Annotated in this window: 18 protein-coding genes and 1 pseudogene; 14 read left to right on the forward strand and 5 right to left on the reverse strand. The window is 49.0% G+C overall.

Annotated elements, in window-relative coordinates:
* Window positions 1-16: 16 nt before the first annotated feature.
* From proB to R3E63_04845, 3 genes are read left to right on the forward strand one after another with little or no spacing between them, the layout of a single operon-like run.
* Complete coding sequence (gene proB, locus R3E63_04835; protein ID MEZ5539278.1) at window positions 17-1,135, forward strand: glutamate 5-kinase; 1,119 nt, start codon at window positions 17-19, stop codon at window positions 1,133-1,135.
* 34 nt (window positions 1,136-1,169) lie between these two features.
* Entirely contained in the window at window positions 1,170-3,248 is a 2,079-nt protein-coding gene (locus R3E63_04840; GenBank protein ID MEZ5539279.1) for a carbon starvation CstA family protein, read from the forward strand.
* Window positions 3,241-3,465 carry a YbdD/YjiX family protein gene (locus tag R3E63_04845; protein ID MEZ5539280.1) on the forward strand — a complete coding sequence of 75 codons (225 nt, stop codon included), beginning with the start codon at window positions 3,241-3,243 and terminating at the stop codon, window positions 3,463-3,465. Before R3E63_04840 ends, R3E63_04845 begins: the two co-directional genes overlap by 8 nt.
* A 9-nt stretch (window positions 3,466-3,474) precedes the next feature.
* Here R3E63_04845 and R3E63_04850 read toward each other — a convergent pair whose 3' ends face one another.
* The 3 genes from R3E63_04850 to nadC are packed head-to-tail and all read right to left on the reverse strand — an operon-like array spanning window position 3,475 to window position 5,847.
* Window positions 3,475-4,104: a DUF4136 domain-containing protein gene (locus R3E63_04850; protein ID MEZ5539281.1), complete on the reverse strand. Its 630-nt coding sequence runs from the start codon at window positions 4,102-4,104 to the stop codon at window positions 3,475-3,477.
* Window positions 4,104-4,958, reverse strand: a complete 855-nt coding sequence (locus tag R3E63_04855; GenBank protein MEZ5539282.1) for an ABC transporter substrate-binding protein — start codon at window positions 4,956-4,958, stop codon at window positions 4,104-4,106. The genes R3E63_04850 and R3E63_04855 overlap by 1 nt, the downstream gene beginning before the upstream one ends.
* A gap of 49 nt (window positions 4,959-5,007) precedes the next feature.
* Window positions 5,008-5,847, reverse strand: coding sequence for a carboxylating nicotinate-nucleotide diphosphorylase (nadC, locus tag R3E63_04860; protein ID MEZ5539283.1), 840 nt, complete (start codon window positions 5,845-5,847; stop codon window positions 5,008-5,010).
* Window positions 5,848-5,904: 57 nt separating this feature from the next.
* Here nadC and R3E63_04865 point away from each other — a divergent pair, with 57 nt between their 5' ends.
* From R3E63_04865 to meaB, 10 genes are all read left to right on the forward strand, one after another.
* Window positions 5,905-6,732: an SDR family NAD(P)-dependent oxidoreductase gene (locus R3E63_04865; protein ID MEZ5539284.1), complete on the forward strand. Its 828-nt coding sequence runs from the start codon at window positions 5,905-5,907 to the stop codon at window positions 6,730-6,732.
* Window positions 6,733-6,794: 62 nt separating this feature from the next.
* Window positions 6,795-7,625: an ABC transporter ATP-binding protein gene (locus tag R3E63_04870; protein ID MEZ5539285.1), complete on the forward strand. Its 831-nt coding sequence runs from the start codon at window positions 6,795-6,797 to the stop codon at window positions 7,623-7,625.
* A complete protein-coding gene (gene mlaE / locus R3E63_04875) occupies window positions 7,618-8,421 on the forward strand; it encodes a lipid asymmetry maintenance ABC transporter permease subunit MlaE (protein ID MEZ5539286.1) in 804 nt (267 codons plus the stop codon). The genes R3E63_04870 and mlaE overlap by 8 nt, the downstream gene beginning before the upstream one ends.
* A gap of 31 nt (window positions 8,422-8,452) precedes the next feature.
* The gene (gene mlaD, locus R3E63_04880) at window positions 8,453-8,944 is read left to right on the forward strand and encodes an outer membrane lipid asymmetry maintenance protein MlaD (protein ID MEZ5539287.1); all 492 of its coding nucleotides are present in this window, start codon (window positions 8,453-8,455) and stop codon (window positions 8,942-8,944) included.
* Between the two features lie 15 nt (window positions 8,945-8,959).
* The gene (locus tag R3E63_04885; protein MEZ5539288.1) at window positions 8,960-9,562 is read left to right on the forward strand and encodes an ABC transporter substrate-binding protein; all 603 of its coding nucleotides are present in this window, start codon (window positions 8,960-8,962) and stop codon (window positions 9,560-9,562) included.
* Between the two features lie 17 nt (window positions 9,563-9,579).
* On the forward strand, window positions 9,580-9,891 hold the full coding sequence (locus tag R3E63_04890) for an STAS domain-containing protein (GenBank protein MEZ5539289.1): 312 nt from the start codon (window positions 9,580-9,582) through the stop codon (window positions 9,889-9,891).
* Window positions 9,888-10,616: a VacJ family lipoprotein gene (locus tag R3E63_04895; GenBank protein MEZ5539290.1), complete on the forward strand. Its 729-nt coding sequence runs from the start codon at window positions 9,888-9,890 to the stop codon at window positions 10,614-10,616. The genes R3E63_04890 and R3E63_04895 overlap by 4 nt, the downstream gene beginning before the upstream one ends.
* Window positions 10,617-10,688: 72 nt before the next feature.
* A complete protein-coding gene (locus R3E63_04900; GenBank protein MEZ5539291.1) occupies window positions 10,689-12,494 on the forward strand; it encodes a DUF1631 family protein in 1,806 nt (601 codons plus the stop codon).
* Complete coding sequence (gene ampD / locus R3E63_04905) at window positions 12,491-13,039, forward strand: 1,6-anhydro-N-acetylmuramyl-L-alanine amidase AmpD (protein ID MEZ5539292.1); 549 nt, start codon at window positions 12,491-12,493, stop codon at window positions 13,037-13,039. Before R3E63_04900 ends, ampD begins: the two co-directional genes overlap by 4 nt.
* Before the next feature lie 2 nt (window positions 13,040-13,041).
* The gene (gene meaB / locus R3E63_04910) at window positions 13,042-14,007 is read left to right on the forward strand and encodes a methylmalonyl Co-A mutase-associated GTPase MeaB (GenBank protein MEZ5539293.1); all 966 of its coding nucleotides are present in this window, start codon (window positions 13,042-13,044) and stop codon (window positions 14,005-14,007) included.
* 11 nt (window positions 14,008-14,018) lie between these two features.
* Here meaB and R3E63_04915 read toward each other — a convergent pair.
* Both R3E63_04915 and R3E63_04920 read right to left on the reverse strand, forming a co-directional pair.
* Window positions 14,019-14,258, reverse strand: a pseudogene (locus R3E63_04915) (inositol monophosphatase family protein).
* Window positions 14,259-14,385: 127 nt separating this feature from the next.
* The gene (locus R3E63_04920) at window positions 14,386-14,838 is read right to left on the reverse strand and encodes an inositol monophosphatase family protein (protein ID MEZ5539294.1); all 453 of its coding nucleotides are present in this window, start codon (window positions 14,836-14,838) and stop codon (window positions 14,386-14,388) included.
* 130 nt (window positions 14,839-14,968) lie between these two features.
* Between R3E63_04920 and R3E63_04925 the strand changes: the two genes are divergently transcribed.
* The gene (locus tag R3E63_04925) at window positions 14,969-16,429 is read left to right on the forward strand and encodes a glyceraldehyde-3-phosphate dehydrogenase (GenBank protein MEZ5539295.1); all 1,461 of its coding nucleotides are present in this window, start codon (window positions 14,969-14,971) and stop codon (window positions 16,427-16,429) included.
* The last annotated feature ends 45 nt before the right edge of the window (window positions 16,430-16,474 follow it).

Here is a 16,474-nt window from a genome sequence, read left to right on the forward strand (position 1 = left end):
ATAAAAAGGTCGTGGTGTGAGAGCAGAAGTACAGGAAGCTAAGCGCTGGGTGATTAAAATTGGCAGCGCTGTACTAACAGATGATGGTCGTGGTTTAGATCGCGATAGCATTCAACATTGGGTAGAACAAATCGTCGAGTTGCGTCAGCGCGGCATTGAAGTGGTGCTGGTGTCTTCCGGCGCGGTTGCCGAAGGCATGAGTCGCTTAGGTTGGAAAAATCGTCCCGAAGCACTGCATGAATTACAAGCGGCGGCGGCGATTGGGCAGATGGGTTTGGTACAAGCCTATGAATCTTGTTTTCATCAATACAATATTCACACTGCACAAATTCTTTTAGATCACGACGATTTATCGAATCGTGAGCGTTATTTGAATGCGCGCAGCACCATGCAAACTTTAATTGAGTTGGGTGCGATTGCTGTCGTTAATGAAAATGATACTGTGGTGACAGACGAAATTCGTTTTGGTGATAACGATACTTTGGCGGCGCTGGTGGCCAATCTCGTTGAAGCGGATTTGCTCATCATTCTTACCGATCAAGACGGCTTGTTTGATAAAGATCCGCGCAGCCATAGTGATGCACAGCTCGTTGCGCGCGCGCCTGCCAATGACGAAAGTTTAGAGAGTATGGCCAGTGGCGTCGGCGGTCGTTTAGGGCGCGGCGGTATGAGCACCAAAATTCGCGCAGCAAAATTGGCGGCGAGTTCTGGCTGCCACACCATTATTGCCAGTGGTCGCCGTCAATCCCTGTTGCGTACTTTGCATGACGAAACAACGCCGGCCAGTTTGTTGGTGGCGGATGAAAAGCCGATGGCGGCACGCAAGCGCTGGTTGGCGGGGCAGTTACAAATGCGCGGCGAATTGGTGTTGGATGCCGGTGCAGTCAATGTGTTGCGCAGTCAGGGAAAAAGTTTGTTGCCTGTGGGGGTTACTGCTGTGCGTGGTGATTTTCAGCGCGGCGACATGGTGATTTGCCTCGATCAAGAGGGTAATGAAATTGCTCATGGATTGGTTAACTATCGTGCGGAAGATGCAAAAAAAATTATCGGAAAAACAACGGCTGCTATTGCTGAAGAATTAGGCTATTTAAGCAGCGAAGAATTAGTCCATCGCGATAATTTAGTGCTTGTCTAGTTAAAAAATAGAAAATAAAAGATAGGAAATAAAAATGAAACAATGGCTGATATGGATGTCTGTGGCCTTATTGGGCGCGGCAGCTTTTGGTGTGTTGGCTTTATCGCAAGGCGAAACCGTTAATGCTTTGTGGTTGGTGATCGCCGCCATTTGTACTTATGCCATCGCTTATCGTTTTTATGCGCGTTTTGTTGCAACGCGCGTGATGGAACTCAATGATCGCCGCTTAACACCTGCAGAACGCCACAACGATGGATTGGATTATGTGCCGACACATAAAGGCGTGTTGTTTGGCCATCATTTCGCTGCAATTGCCGGTGCTGGGCCTCTAGTAGGGCCAGTGCTAGCTGCGCAAATGGGTTATCTCCCTGGTACTTTGTGGATTTTGTTAGGCGTGGTTTTAGCGGGCGCAATCCAAGATGCCATGATTTTGTTTATTTCCACGCGCAGAGATGGTCGCTCATTGGGCGAAATAATACGCATGGAAATGGGTAGCACGGCTGGCACGGTGGCGATGGTGGGAATTTTGGCCATCGTGGTGATTTTGTTGGCTGTACTGGGCATGGTGGTGGTGAAAGCCTTGATCGGTAGCCCTTGGGCGGTATCGACTTTACTGCTCACTATTCCTATTGCGTTATTTATGGGGATTTATTCGCGTTGGTTTCGTCCAGGCAAAGTGGGTGAAGTCTCGCTGATTGGTTTTATTTTTTTGATGCTGGCACTGTACGGCGGCCATTGGGCAGCTGCACATCCTGTGCTGAGTGCTACTTTTAATTTGAAAGGTGAAACACTCGCACTGGGATTAATTATTTATGGATTTATTGCAGCAGTTTTGCCTGTGTGGTTATTGCTTGCGCCGCGCGATTATTTATCCACTTTCTTAAAAATTGGCACCATCGTGGCTTTGGCAATCGGCATCGTGATTGTTGCGCCACCATTGAAAATGCAAGGGATCACACAATTTGTGGATGGCACAGGTCCTGTGTTTGCCGGTTCGCTCTTTCCATTTTTATTTATCACTATCGCCTGTGGTTCTGTCAGTGGCTTTCACGCGCTAGTCGCCTCTGGCACTACACCAAAAATGTTGGAGCGAGAATCGCATATCGTCGCCATTGGTTACGGCGCAATGCTGATGGAATCTTTTGTCGCGGTGATGGCGATGATTGCCGCCTGCGTGTTGGATCCCGGCGTTTATTTCGCACTGAACAGCCCAGCGGCGGTGATTGGCACGAGCGTGGAGTCAGCAGCGCAGACCATTAGCAGTTGGGGGTTTGTGCTGACACCAGAGATGTTGTCGCAGCTGGCACAGAATGTGGGCGAGCAGTCTGTGTTGTCGCGCACCGGTGGCGCACCAACTTTTGCGGTGGGTATGTCAAAAATTCTCTCCGATATAACGGGTGGTGCATCGATGATGGCGTTTTGGTATCACTTTGCCATCTTATTTGAAGCGTTATTTATTTTGACGACATTGGATGCAGGAACGCGTGTTTGTCGTTTTCTGATTCAAGATTTTTTAGGTAATGTTGTGCCTGCATTGGGTAACACGCGATCTTGGATGGCTAATATTTTGGCTACCGGTTTAGCTGTTGGTGCGTGGGGTTGGTTTTTGTATCAAGGCGTTACCGATCCTTTTGGTGGCATCAATAGTTTGTGGGCGTTGTTTGGCATAGCCAATCAAATGTTGGCGGGTATGGCATTAATTCTCGCTACTGTTGTTTTGGTACGCATGAAAAAAACACGCTTCGTGTGGGTCACGGCGCTGCCTGCGGCGGGAGTGTTGTTGGTCACTCTGTGGGCAGGCTGGCAGAAAATCTTTTCATCGGATGTGAAAATAGGCTTCCTAGCACAAGCGGAAAAATTTTCAGCCGCTTTGGCGCGCAATGAAGTTTTGGCCCCCGCTAAAACTGTGCAGCAGATGGAACAAATCGTTTTCAATAATTATGTCGATGCCGTGATGGCACTGCTGTTTATTGCAGTGGTGATAACAATGTTGTTCTGTGCTGTAAAAACGATTTGGCGTGCGCATCAACACCCAGCGGTGACCGCCAATGAATCCTTAGTGGTATGGCGCACCGATCACGCTTGGCGCGAAGAGGCAGTGTGGCATGAATAAGTGTGGCATGAATAAAAATGCCATAGCTATGATGTTGCAGAAAGTCGCGCAGACAGCGCGTTTGATGGTGGGTGTGGGTGATTATCCGCAGTATGTTGCGCACATGAAATTACATCATGCCGATGCACCAGTGATGTCGGAGCGAGAGTATTTTCGCCACTGTCAAAACAGTCGTTACGGTGGAGAAGAGGGCAGCATTAAACGCTGCCCGTGTTAGCTGTTTCGTTTATTGTTGAACTTCTGGCTCAACTGGAAAAGTTTTCATAATTTTATCAACGGCAATACGCAATGCTGCACGGCGTTCTGCCTCGTTAGAGCGACCTTCCAGAATGCGAGTGGAAGAGCTGTGCCAAATTGCCTGTCCTTGTGAGTTGAAAGCGGCAATGTGCAAAGTGCCACGACGGTATAGCGTTGTTTGATCTTTGGGTGCTTGCAGCCCTTGGAAGGCAGGTAATTCGTCTTTATCGAAAGTCCAGCGTAAACCGTAGTCGTTGTCGGTTTCAGCAGTGTTGTCGATGTCAGCCGTACTATCTTCCACGGCTTCTTCTTGCGTCACTACAACACGGTAATCCAAAGTGATATCCGCATCACCTTGCGCAACACGCTTGAACCCGCGATCGTTCATCAACATATCAACATGCTCGCAGACAACACGATTAAATTCTTGCGTGTGGCCACCTTCCGGCACTGTGCTTTCCATGCCAGAAAAATCCCAGCGATAAGTTTTTGTATCAGAAAAATCAGCGCTGGCTTCGGTGCTGTAAGTTTTTACATTGTCACGATTGGTGGTTGAGCAGGCAGTAGTTGCCAACACTATGGATAGCAAAGCGAGACGAAAAAAAGAGTTGGAGATCATTATCGAGTACCACGGTTGATGGAAGAGGATTGAACTTGAGAGGCTTCGCTGTCGGCTGCACTGGTTGGTGTTGGAGTTGCAGTTTGCACTTCAACAGTGACAGGAATCCATTTGTTGATAATGGCGCGCAACATGCCATTTTTTTTCATGATGGCAAGCTGCTGATTAACAGCTTGCAATAGACGGCCATTATTTTTGTTGACCGCCCAAGCGAGTTTTTCATCCGTTAGCTCTGTATTGAGGCTCATAAACTCTTGGTGCGATAAGTCAGTGGAAAGAGACCAGCTGGTTGCTGCGTCATGGATGACAAAGTCGACGCTGCCACTTTTGAGTTTGGCGAGTGCTTCTCTAATTGAATCGCAGTGTGAAATTTCTGCATTGCGTAAAGTGCTGTTAGCAAAGTCTTCTCCGGTAGTCTTTTTGATAACAGCCACGCGCGCGCCTGGACGAAATAGCGTGCCTTTGTAGCCTAGGCGACCTGCATCAGCATAACGAATTATGGCCATCTGACCTGCGTTGAGATAAGTGTCACTGAAATCAACCAAGCGGCTGCGCTCTGGTGTGGCCGACATGCCAGACATAACGATGTCGATTTTTCCTGCTTGCAGTGCAGGGATGAGTTGGTTGAATGGCAATTCAACAAATTCTGCTTTGCGGTTAAGTTGCAGTGCGATGGTTTCGCCTGCAGCAACTTCGATGCCGGTTAATTGCCCCTCTTGCTTGAATACCAGTGGTGGATAGTCAGGAGAAATACCAATTCGCAAAGTTTCCTGCGCCACGACTGTGTTGATCAATACAACAGGTGCAAAGAGTAGGCTAATGACCAGCAAAAAATGTTGTGTGATTTGGCGCATGGAAAAGTCCTTCTCTAAAATTTCAGCAGCAATGATAACGGGTCTACTTTCAGAAAAAACGCATGGATAAATCAATGGCGCGGCAGTGTTTTGTCAGCCCACCAATGGAAATGAAATCGACACCGGTTTCAGCGGTAGCACGAAGGTTCTCATCGTTGATATTGCCTGAGGCTTCCAAGAGTGCCTTGCCCGCTGTGTGTTTCACAGCTTTACACATATCATCCATTGAGAATTCGTCCAGCATGATGACCTCACAGCCTGCATGTAACGCTTGATCGAGTTCATCAAAGTTTTCAACTTCCACTTCAACGGGTTTATTCGGTGCAATGATGCGTGCTTGCTGCACAGCGGCGGCAATGCCGTTGCAGGCGGCGATATGGTTTTCTTTGATGAGAAATGCATCGTACAAACCGATGCGATGGTTGTGGCAGCCACCAATCGTGACCGCGTATTTTTGTGCGGTGCGCAGACCTGGGATGGTCTTGCGTGTATCCAGCAAACGCACGCTAGTACCGGCAACGATGTCGGCGTAGCGGCGGCAAGTGCTTGCAGTGCCAGCTAGTAATTGCAGAAAGTTGAGGGCAGTGCGCTCGGCGGTGAGCAGGCTGCGCGCAGAGCCGTGAAGCGTGAATAGAGCACTGTCGCCATCCACCAGTTCTCCTTCACTGACTTTCCATTCCACACGAATACTGGCGTCGACTTGGCGCATAACCTCATCCACCCACGCTTTGCCGCACATAATCATCGGTTCGCGGGTGATAACGCGTGCTTGCCCTGTTTGTTTGGCAGGAATGAGTTGTGCGGTGATGTCGCCGGTGCCGATATCCTCTGCCAGTGCTGCGCGCACTTGTGCGATGATGTCCGATTGCAGATGTTGGATGCGGTGCATAGTCACTTCACGGCATTTTGGCGGGAGCGCATTGTTACAGATAAGACAGGAGCGTGCATGAAAGACTTGAACAACAAAGTGGCAGTAGTGACAGGCGCGGGTAGCGGTATTGGCCGTGCTTTGGCGCAAGCGTTGGCGGCGGAGGGCTGCCATTTGGCTCTAGTGGATATCAATGAAGCAGGGCTGCAAGAAACCGTGCAGTTAGTAGCCAGTACCCAAGTTCGCACGAGTGTGCATGTGGCGAGTGTGGCAGATCGCGATCGTATGGCGGCGTTGCCGGAAGAAGTGGAACAGCAACACGGCGCGATTCATCTGCTGTTTAACAATGCGGGTGTCACTGTTAATAAAAGTTTTGAAAATCACACGATGGCGGATTGGGATTTCGTGCTGGGTATCAATTTATGGGGTGTGATCTACGGTTGTCATTATTTTCTACCGTATCTGAAAAAACAGGGTGAAGGGCATATCGTCAACACCTCTAGCATGGCGGGCTTTCTCGGCTTTCCCAATCAAAGCGCGTATTCCATGAGTAAATCTGCCGTAAAAACTTTTAGTGAAACACTGCGCGTGGAGTTGGTGCGCTACAACATCGGCGTAACCAGCATTCATCCGGGCGCGATTCGCACCAATATTATGAACGCCACAATGGCGCATTCTGGTGTGGATAAAGACACACAACGCGTGGCGGATTTGGTGGCGCGTTTTGGAAAGTCGCCAGAAGTGCTAGCTAAAAAAGTGATCAAAGCCGTGAAAAATAATCGTATGCGTGTCTTGATTGGACCAGACGCGTACATTTTTGAAATCTTCAAACGCTTGATGCCGGAGTGGATACACATTCCGTTTCGCATAGGGTTTGCGAAAGCGGCAAAGAGAGATCAGCCATGATATTTGGACAGTACACAGCGAGCCGATACAATGCGCCTTCCTGTTAATACGGCAGCAAGTTCGTGACAGCAGCATCTTTTATCGACATCAAGAATGTAGCCTTTGCTTATGGTGAAAGGCCTATTCTCACCAACATCAATCTTTCCATCCCTAAGGGCAAATTGGTTGCAGTGATGGGTGGCAGCGGCTGTGGCAAAACCACGCTATTGAGATTGCTAGCTGGTCAACAGCGACCACAACGCGGCGAAGTGACTGTCGGCGGCGAGCGCGTGGATCAAATGGACAACAAGGCGCTGTACCGCTTTCGTCGCAAGATGGGTATGTTGTTCCAGTTCGGTGCGCTGTTTACCGATTTGTCCGTTTTCGACAATGTGGCTTTTCCACTGCGCGAAAACACTGATTTACCTGAAAGTGTGATTCGCGATTTGGTGTTGATGAAGCTGTCGGCAGTCGGTTTGCGCGGCACACAAGACATGAAAACATCAGAGCTGTCTGGCGGGATGGCTCGTCGCGTGGCCTTGGCGCGTTCAGTTGCTTTGGATCCGGCACTGATGTTGTACGACGAACCATTCACCGGTTTGGACCCAATTTCTTTGGGCGTCATTGCGCATCTCATCAAGCGCATTAACGCAGCGCTGGGCACAACAGCCATCATGGTGACGCACGATATGCATCATTCATTGGAACTGGCCGATCATGTGTATTTCATGGCACACGGAGAGATTGTGGCGTCAGGCACGCCACAGGAAGTGTTGAGTTCTACCGACCCTTGGGTCGCGCAGTTTGTACGCGGCGCTGCAGATGGCCCAGTGCAGTTTTCCTTCCCTGCAAAAACCAGTGTGGCGCAGGATTTTGGTTTGGAGAAGCAGTTGGGGAAAAGTGGGCATGGCTGAAGATCGCAACTTGCCGAGTGGTGGCTTGAACACGCTGCGCGCTTTGGGAGCGTGGTTTATTAATACATTGTGGAAACTGGGTTTTGCCAGCCGGTTTTTAGCAGCAGTGGTATTGCAGTCGGGGCAATTATTTTTACGTCCGCAACTGCTGATTCGTGAAATTTTTTACGCCGGTGTGCTTTCACTCATCATCATTATTGTGTCGGGTTTGTTCGTCGGCATGGTGTTGGGTTTGCAGGGTTACAACACTTTAGTGCGTTTTGGTTCAGCCGATGCGCTGGGTACGCTGGTTGCGCTGTCACTATTGCGTGAGTTGGGTCCTGTGTTGGCTGCGCTGCTGTTTGCCAGTCGTTCTGGGTCAGCGATGACGGCGGAAATCGGTTTGATGAAAGCCACCGAACAATTAGACGCGATGGCGGTAATGGGCGTGAATCCATTGGCGCGCGTGATTGCGCCGCGCTTTTGGGCCGGTTTGTTTTCGCTACCTATACTGACAGCGCTGTTTAATGTCATGGGTATTATTGGTGGTTATTTTGTCGGTGTGGAGATGATCGGTTTAGATCAAGGTTCTTACTGGGCGCAGATGCAAAACGCTGTGGATTTACACGACGATGTCATCAACGGCTTGATTAAAAGCTTATTTTTTGGCCTAGCCGTCACTTTGATTGCTGTGTTTGAGGGGTATGATGCCGACGCTACAGCAGCGGGTGTGTCAGCGGCGACAACGCGCACCGTGGTGACATCCGCTTTAGTCATTTTGGCGATGGATTTCGTGCTTACAGCGTTTATGTTTTAGGAATTACTTTGATAAAGGGTGTTGTTGAAGAATGAAAAGGGCAACCATTGATTTGTGGGTAGGCGTATTCGTCGCAATTGGCTTATTGTCTGTTGCATTTTTATCTTTGAAAGTGGCGAACCTTACGGGCAGTAGCGGTGGTGCCACTTACACGCTCTATGCTGATTTTGACAATATTGGCGGCTTAAAAGTAAAGGCGCCTGTAAAGTCTTCCGGTGTTGTGGTGGGGCGTGTTGCCGATATTAGTTTGGATAAAGAAACTTACCGTGCGCATGTTGCATTGACTATGGATGCGTCGTATCAGTTTAGCCACGATGCCAGTGCGGAAATTCTTACTTCCGGTTTGTTGGGCGAGCAGTACATCGGTGTCACGCAAGGTGGCGATGAAGAAACATTAAAGCCGGGTGATAAATTTACTTTGGTATCTTCAGCCTTGGTGCTAGAACAGCTGATTGGTAAGTTCATGACTTCCATGGCAGAAAAGCCGGTGAGCCAGAGCGCTGCACCCGCAACAAATCCTTGATAAGGAGTGAAGATAATGCGTGCATGGTTGAAAGCAGTATTGGCAGCGACATTGGCTTTGAGTTTTCACGCGCAAGCCAATGAAACGCCTATTTCGATTGTTAGCAGCACATCAGAATCTGTGCGTGCGGAATTGTTGAAAGAAGATGGTAGTAACACCAATGAAGTGCGTTCTGCTGTAGAAAAATTAGTGTTGCCTCGTTTTGATTTCTCGCGCATGACGGCTTTGGCAGTGGGCCGATACTGGCGCACTGCAACACCAGAGCAAAAGACGGCGCTGAGCAATGAATTTCAAGTATTGCTGACTCGCACTTACTACACCACCATGCTGCGTTATCGTCATGTCAAGGTGAATATCAGCCCAGATACCTTGATGGAAAACGAAGGTCGGCAAGCCACAGTAAAAACTTCTGTCGCAATGGATGGTGGCCAGCAGCCAGTCAAAATTGATTATGTTTTGTATAACACGGATCAAGGTTGGAAGGTGTTTAATGTCGTGGTTGAAGGTGCTAGCTTGGTAACGGTATACCGCAATCAATTTGCCGAAGAAATCAATAAAGGCGGAATGGCTGGCTTAATTCAATCTTTGCGCAATAAAAATGCGCAGCCTGCGCAATAGTTCAAACGGTTTTTGTGATGTTGGAAGCATTGTCAGTCAATCAATTTCGTGTGCAAGGAGAGCTGGGTATGCGTGACAGCACGCCGCTGTTGCGTGAATTATTAGCGCTGCCAAAGAAACTACAGACAGAAGAAGTTTTGCATCTCGATATCAGTGCGCTGGCTTTTACAGATTCTTTGTTGCTGGCGGCAATGTTGGATTTGCAGCGCCAATTGCAGCACCACGGTAAGCGTTTATTGGTGCGCGGTATGAAGGACGATATGCTCAGTTTGGCGCGAGTGTATGGTATTGATAGCCTGTTAAAAGACATGATGGAAATGCAACCATGACAGCTGGAAAAATAAAATTAGCATTGTTATTCAGTTTTTTACCTCTACTGACGGCTTGTGCAAGCAGTAATTCTCGTGACCCTTTGGAGCCGATGAATCGCGCGGTGTATCAATTTAATGACAAAGCCGATGCTTATGTTATGAAGCCAGTTGCCGAGGGCTATCGAGCCATTACGCCGCAGCCAGTACGCACGGGTGTAAGAAACTTTTTTAACAACTTGGACGATATGTCTAGCACGGTCAATTACGCGTTGCAGGCAAAACCACTACCCAGTTTTTATTCTTTTTCTAGGGTAGTGCTTAACTCAACAGCGGGCATCTTGGGTGTGTTTGATCTTACCGGTGAGAAACAGCGCCGTTTTGCTAAGACAGATTTTGGTGAAACGCTGGCGCGTTGGGGTTGGAAAAATAGCGCTTACTTGGTGTTGCCCTTGTATGGGCCTTCAACTGTTCGCGATGGCATAGGTGAAGTGGCCGATACTGCCTTTCGCAACGAAATTATTTACAGCAACCCTCACAGTGATCGCCGTAGTCTTTCCGGTGTAACTTCAGCCATTAGCACACGCGAATCACTGTTGGGTGTGGAAGACACTATCAAGGATGCTGCACTGGATCCGTATGCCTATACCCGTGATGGCTGGTTACAGGTACGCGCTAAAACCACAGGTGATGACACTGGGCACAGCAACCCAGAAGATGACAATATTGACGATTTGATGCAGTGACCTCGGCGCGCTCTTCGCTTATGCTGTCCTGAGTTTCTGTTCAGCCAATAACACCGGTGAAGGCGCGCAACGATGGTGGCATCAATCGCTGAATCAACAAAAAAAACATCCTCTCAACAACACTGGTTTGCTGTAGCCAGCGTTTATTTACACGATCAACTGCGCCATGTTTTTGATGTGTGTGAATCAAATATGTTGGCTGCCAGAGAACGCACTGCGTTGTGTTGTGAATTGCGTCGCGCGCGCCGATCTTTTATTGATAGTTACCTCAGTCAGTTGTGGTTGCGTTGTCAGAACCCTAAAGAAGAATGGGTTGTCGGCGGCAGTAACGCTGCCACGCGTGCACGCACACTGCTGTACTTTGCCGACGCTGATGGCGTTGTGCGCGCGCTGTACCAATCACAAGCGATAGATATAGGACGCTTAGTGGCTGCTTGGATACAGCAAACAGGCGGTACAGTGACGGTGTTTGAATGCCCATTCACGCCACACACGCTGACGCGTTTATTTTTTCTCTTGCTGTCCGATATCCGTGCACCGTTACGAGTGCGCTACCGGCTGGCACAAGTTTTTATTGAGGGTTTGCCGCAGTTTTCTGCGCAGTTGCAGAGCGCTTTGTTTGCTGCTTTGCAACTGCGTGGGGCGACGGATGCTAAGGGAGAGCCAGTGGCAATGCCTGAGTGGTGGGAACCGCTGGAAAAAACGCATCAGCCTTCTGCAACAGCTTTGGCTTTGATTGCACCGCCGCGCACAGTAGAGCGAGTACAGTCACTGGCAGAATCTGTGGCCGCTGCGGCACTTGCTGAAGATTATGTGCGTGTGCAATTTTTATTGGATAGTCAGCGTGTGACTACGCTGTTTTCTTGGCTTGCCGAGCATGTGCGAGAAACAGAAAGTAGTACGCCTTTGCCAGCAAGAAAAATGCTGTGTTTGCTTGCAGGGCCTTTGTTGCAAGCGGCTTGTGATGAATCGTTTGTCGATCATGCACATCCAGCGCGCAAAGCATTATCGGAATGGATGCACTGGGCGCCAGGTTGGCAGGATAGTTTTGGGTTGGAAGGCATAGTGCCGGAGCGCTGCTGCGAGTTAGCGGCAGAATTAGCGAAGCAGCTTGTGCATGGCTCATCATCGCCAATGCCTGAGTGGCAAGCACTCTTGGATTATTTGCAGCAGTTGCGCCACCGCCTGCAAAAAGATGTCTCTACTGCGGTTGCAAGTACGCGTTTATCTTTACAGGTACTCACGGTGCGTACTGAAGTGGAGCAGCTGCTGGCAAGCCGTACAGAGCAGAATTTGTGGCCGCCTGTTGTGGTTGAAATCGTATACAACTACTGGCTCACCTTGTTAATGAACATCCATTGGCGAGAGGGTACCGCCTCGACTGCATGGCTGAATGCATTAGCGGTAGTTGATGCTTTATTGGCGTCTGTACAACCTGAGCAGGATAGGCAAGCTCGTCAGCAAATAATGCAAAGCATTCCCAGCTTATTGCAGGAGTTGCGCAAAGGTTTCGACAGTTTGGGATGCGCGCGGCAAACCTATAGTGCGCTGCTGGAGCGCTTACAAGCCGTTCATCTTAGTCTGATGAAAAGTGGCCACACCGTTGATCTAGCAGAACAGCCCGTTGTGTGGCCGGCTGTGGGTGAAATGCCACAGCAAGGTGAGCCGTTTGAAGTGGGGGCTTGGCTGCGCAGTGAAGATGGGCGTGTGTTAGCCGTAGAGTTCTCTGATGGTTGGTGTACAGCACTACTCGATACACACAATGCCGCGTTGGAGTGTTGCAGCACCGCAGCATTACAAACGGCCTTTTATGATGGACATTTGGAAGTAATGCCTGCTCTTGCGCCGTTGTTGCCAACATCCACACCACGCCAATGAAAGCTTTGGATTTTAAGGAAGGATGGCTGCAAGGTGTGCGCCATTTACCTTCTGAAAATTTTAATGAGCGCCCACAGAATGCGGTTGTTGATTTATTAGTCATACACAACATCAGCCTACCGCCAGAACAATTCGGTGGTGATTATGTTGACGCATTGTTTAGCAATACATTGAATTGCGACGCACATCCTTATTTTGATCAACTGCGTAACTTGCGCGTATCCGCACATTTTTTTATCAAGCGTTGCGGTGAAATCACACAATATGTTTCGTTAAATCATCGCGCGTGGCATGCTGGTGTTTCACAATGGTGTGACAAAGAAAATTGTAATGATTACTCCATTGGTATTGAGTTAGAGGGCGCTGACAGCATTCCTTATGCAGATCAGCAGTATGCTGCGCTACAATGGCTGACGAAAAAAATCAGGCAGAATTTTCCCTCCATCGCAATGAATCGTATCGTTGGTCATTGCGATATTGCGCCTGATAGAAAAACGGATCCGGGTGCTGCATTTGATTGGAAACGGTTTCGAGAGAGTTTGTGAAAATGATCGCTATTCCTGTAGATGTTGATGCGCTGTATACGGGTAATCGTCGCGCATTGGCAAAAGCCATCACTTTGATTGAAAGTAAACGCGATGATCATCGCGAGCAGGCGCAACATTTATTAGAAACCGTATTGCCGCATTCTGGAAAAAGCGTGCGCATTGGTATTACTGGCGTGCCCGGTGTCGGCAAATCGACATTCATTGAAGCGTTTGGTTTGCATTTGATTGCGCAGGGAAAAAAAGTGGCGGTGCTGGCCGTTGATCCCAGCTCGCCTGTTGCGGGCGGCAGTATTCTCGGTGACAAAACACGCATGGAAGAATTGTCGCGCCGTAATGAAGCATTTATTCGACCATCACCTTCTGAGGGCTCGCTCGGCGGTGTGGCACACAAAACACGCGAAACGATGTTGTTGTGTGAAGCGGCGGGCTACGATGTCATCATCGTGGAAACTGTAGGTGTGGGGCAGTCAGAATACGAAGTCGCCAGCATGGTCGATTTTTTTCTGGTGTTGATGCTGCCCAATGCAGGTGATGAATTGCAGGGCATTAAACGCGGTATTATGGAGTTGGCAGATGGTTTAGTCGTCAACAAAGCGGATGGTGAGGCGGCTGTTTTTGCGGAACAAACGCGCGGCCATTATCGCAATGCACTCAAGTTGCTGAAACATCCAGAGTATTGGCAACCGCGTGTGGTGTGTTGCTCTGCACTGCAACATCAAGGTATTGATGCGGTGTGGAAAATGATTGTCGATTATTGCGCGGCTAGTTGTGATGCAGGGGCATTTGCCAATAAGCGCTCACAACAAAATGTGGAATGGATGAAAAAATTGCTGCATGAAATGATTGATCAGCGATTACAGCAAAATCCTGCTTTTGCAGCGCGTTTGCCCGTGCTGCAGGGTGAGCTGGTGGTTGGTCAGATCACCCCCTACAGTGCGGCACGAGAGTTGGTGCGATTTTTGTAGTTGTGCGCGTTTTATAGCAGCGCGCGCCAATCGTATTGCGTGTCGCCAATCACATAGAAAAATGGATTCAAAATATCGTCCTTCGTGTTGTAACGCATGATGTCGAGCTTGTCGGTTAATACTTGGCCGCCTGCTGCTTCAACCACCGCCTGTGCGGCAGCGGTATCCCATTCAGAAGTCAGTGCTAAACGCGGATAAATATCGGCTGCACCTTCAGCCACTAAACACAGTTTGAGTGAGCTTCCCATATTTTTTAGCGTAATCTCACCGTGTGCTGTTTTGATTTTTCTAGTAGCGTATCCACGGCATCTGCACCGTGAGAGCGGCTGGCGACAACCGCAACAGGCTCATTTTTTCTTGCGTCCAGAGAGCGAGTTTTTATTGCTTTTTCTCACCATTTTCGTATTTGAATGCGCCATTATTTTTAATGCCGCTGTAGCCGATATTGAGTGCAGGCACATGCACCACCCCTAAAACAGGTTCTCCATTTTCGATGAGTGCGATATTGACGGTGAATTCGCCGTTGCGTTTGATAAATTCTTTTGTGCCATCGAGCGGGTCAATAATCCAATAGCGTTGCCACTGCTGGCGCGTTGCCCAATCTGGCAATTTTCCTTCTTCGGAAAGCACAGGAATTTCTGGCGTTAGTGCGAGCAAACCTGGCTCAAGAATCGCGTGTGCCGCGAGATCGGCTTTGGTAAGCGGCGAATTATCGGCTTTCATATCCACGCCAAAATCAGCAGTGTTGTAGATCGCCATGATGGCGTCGCCCGCTTCGCGCGCCAGTTGTAAAACCTGAGGGAGCAGTGATGGCAATGTTGTCTCAAGCATGGAAGTATCCTTTGGGTGCTGGCTATTTGGGTAAAAAAATGAATAAAAACAGGGCGCTACAAGTTGCAGCCCCTCCGGCGAACCACGATAATAACGCCTCTTTTTAACCTCTGACCACAGGTGTTGCGCAATGGCCGAAGAACAAAAACGCCCGAAACCCGCTGATTATTTCTCTGATTGGAAACAACGCGAGGCGTTGGCAGAAGACATGATTCCGTTGATCGGAAAATTGTATCGCGAACACAATGTGAACACCTACATCTACGGTCAGCAACTCTATAGCCGTTCTGTTATCGACATCATGAAAGCGCACCGTTTTGTGCGCCAGATCGAAAACAATGAGCTGTCCGAATTCAATACTTTTCCTATCGTGAAAGCGATTGCTGCGCTGAATCTCGGTCGCGCGCATGTTGATGTCGGTCGCATTGCGGTTGAATTTATGAAAGACAGCGGCGGTTTGTCGGTGGAAGATTTTGTTAAGCGCGAATTGGCAGAAGCTATTGGCACAGATGTCAAACCCATTCCTGCGCCGCGCGATGTGGTGTTGTACGGTTTTGGCCGTATCGGTCGTTTGATGGCGCGTTTGTTGATCGAAAAAGCAGGCGGCGGCGATGTGTTGCGCCTGCGCGCTATCGTTGTGCGCAAAGGTAAAGGCGATGGCGATTTGGAAAAACGCGCTTCGCTGTTGCGCCGTGATTCTGTGCACGGACCTTTTAGAGGCACGATTCGCGTCGACGAAGAAACCAACAGCTTCATCGCTAACGGCAATGAAATCAAAATCATTTATGCCGATAAGCCAGAAGAGATCGATTACACGCAATACGGCATCAACAATGCCATTATTGTTGAAAACACCGGAAAATTGACCGACGAAGCGGGCTTGTCAAAACACTTGAAAGCCAAAGGTGTCAGCCAAGTGTTGCTCACTGCTCCTGCGAAAGGCGATATCAAAAATATTGTATTCGGTGTGAATCATGATCAGATTCAAGATGACAAAATTATTTCTGCGGCATCTTGCACCACCAACGCCGTTGTTCCTGCGCTGAAAGCCATCAACGATAAGTTTGGTGTGAAAGCAGGTCATATTGAAACTGTACACGCGTACACCAATGATCAAAACTTGATTGATAACTATCACAAAGCGGAGCGCCGTGGTCGTAGTGCGCCGTTGAACATGGTTATCACTTCAACGGGTGCAGCAAAAGCCGTTGCCAAAGCTCTGCCAGAATTGGCGGGCAAGCTGACAGGTAATGCGATTCGCGTGCCAATTCCGAATGTTTCTATGGCTATTCTCAACTTGGAGTTGGAAAAAGATACTACGGTTGAAGAATTGAACGAGTACATGCGTCACATGGCCTTGCATTCACCGCTGCGTAAGCAAATTGATTTCACCAACAGCACCGAAGTAGTGTCCAGTGACTTCGTGGGTTCGCGTCACGCCTGTATCTTTGATGCAAAAGCGACGATTGTGAAAGGCAATCATGCTGTGATGTACCTGTGGTACGACAACGAGTTTGGTTATTCTTGCCAAGTGCATCGTGTGTTGGAACGATTGGCGGGTGTTAACTACCGCGTATATCCCAAGGAATAATTTTTTATTGCTTGGACGGAAGAAGCCCGCAACTGCGGGCTTTTT

This window comes from Pseudomonadales bacterium (genome assembly GCA_041395665.1).
In the GTDB taxonomy this organism is placed as follows: domain Bacteria; phylum Pseudomonadota; class Gammaproteobacteria; order Pseudomonadales; family UBA7239; genus UBA7239.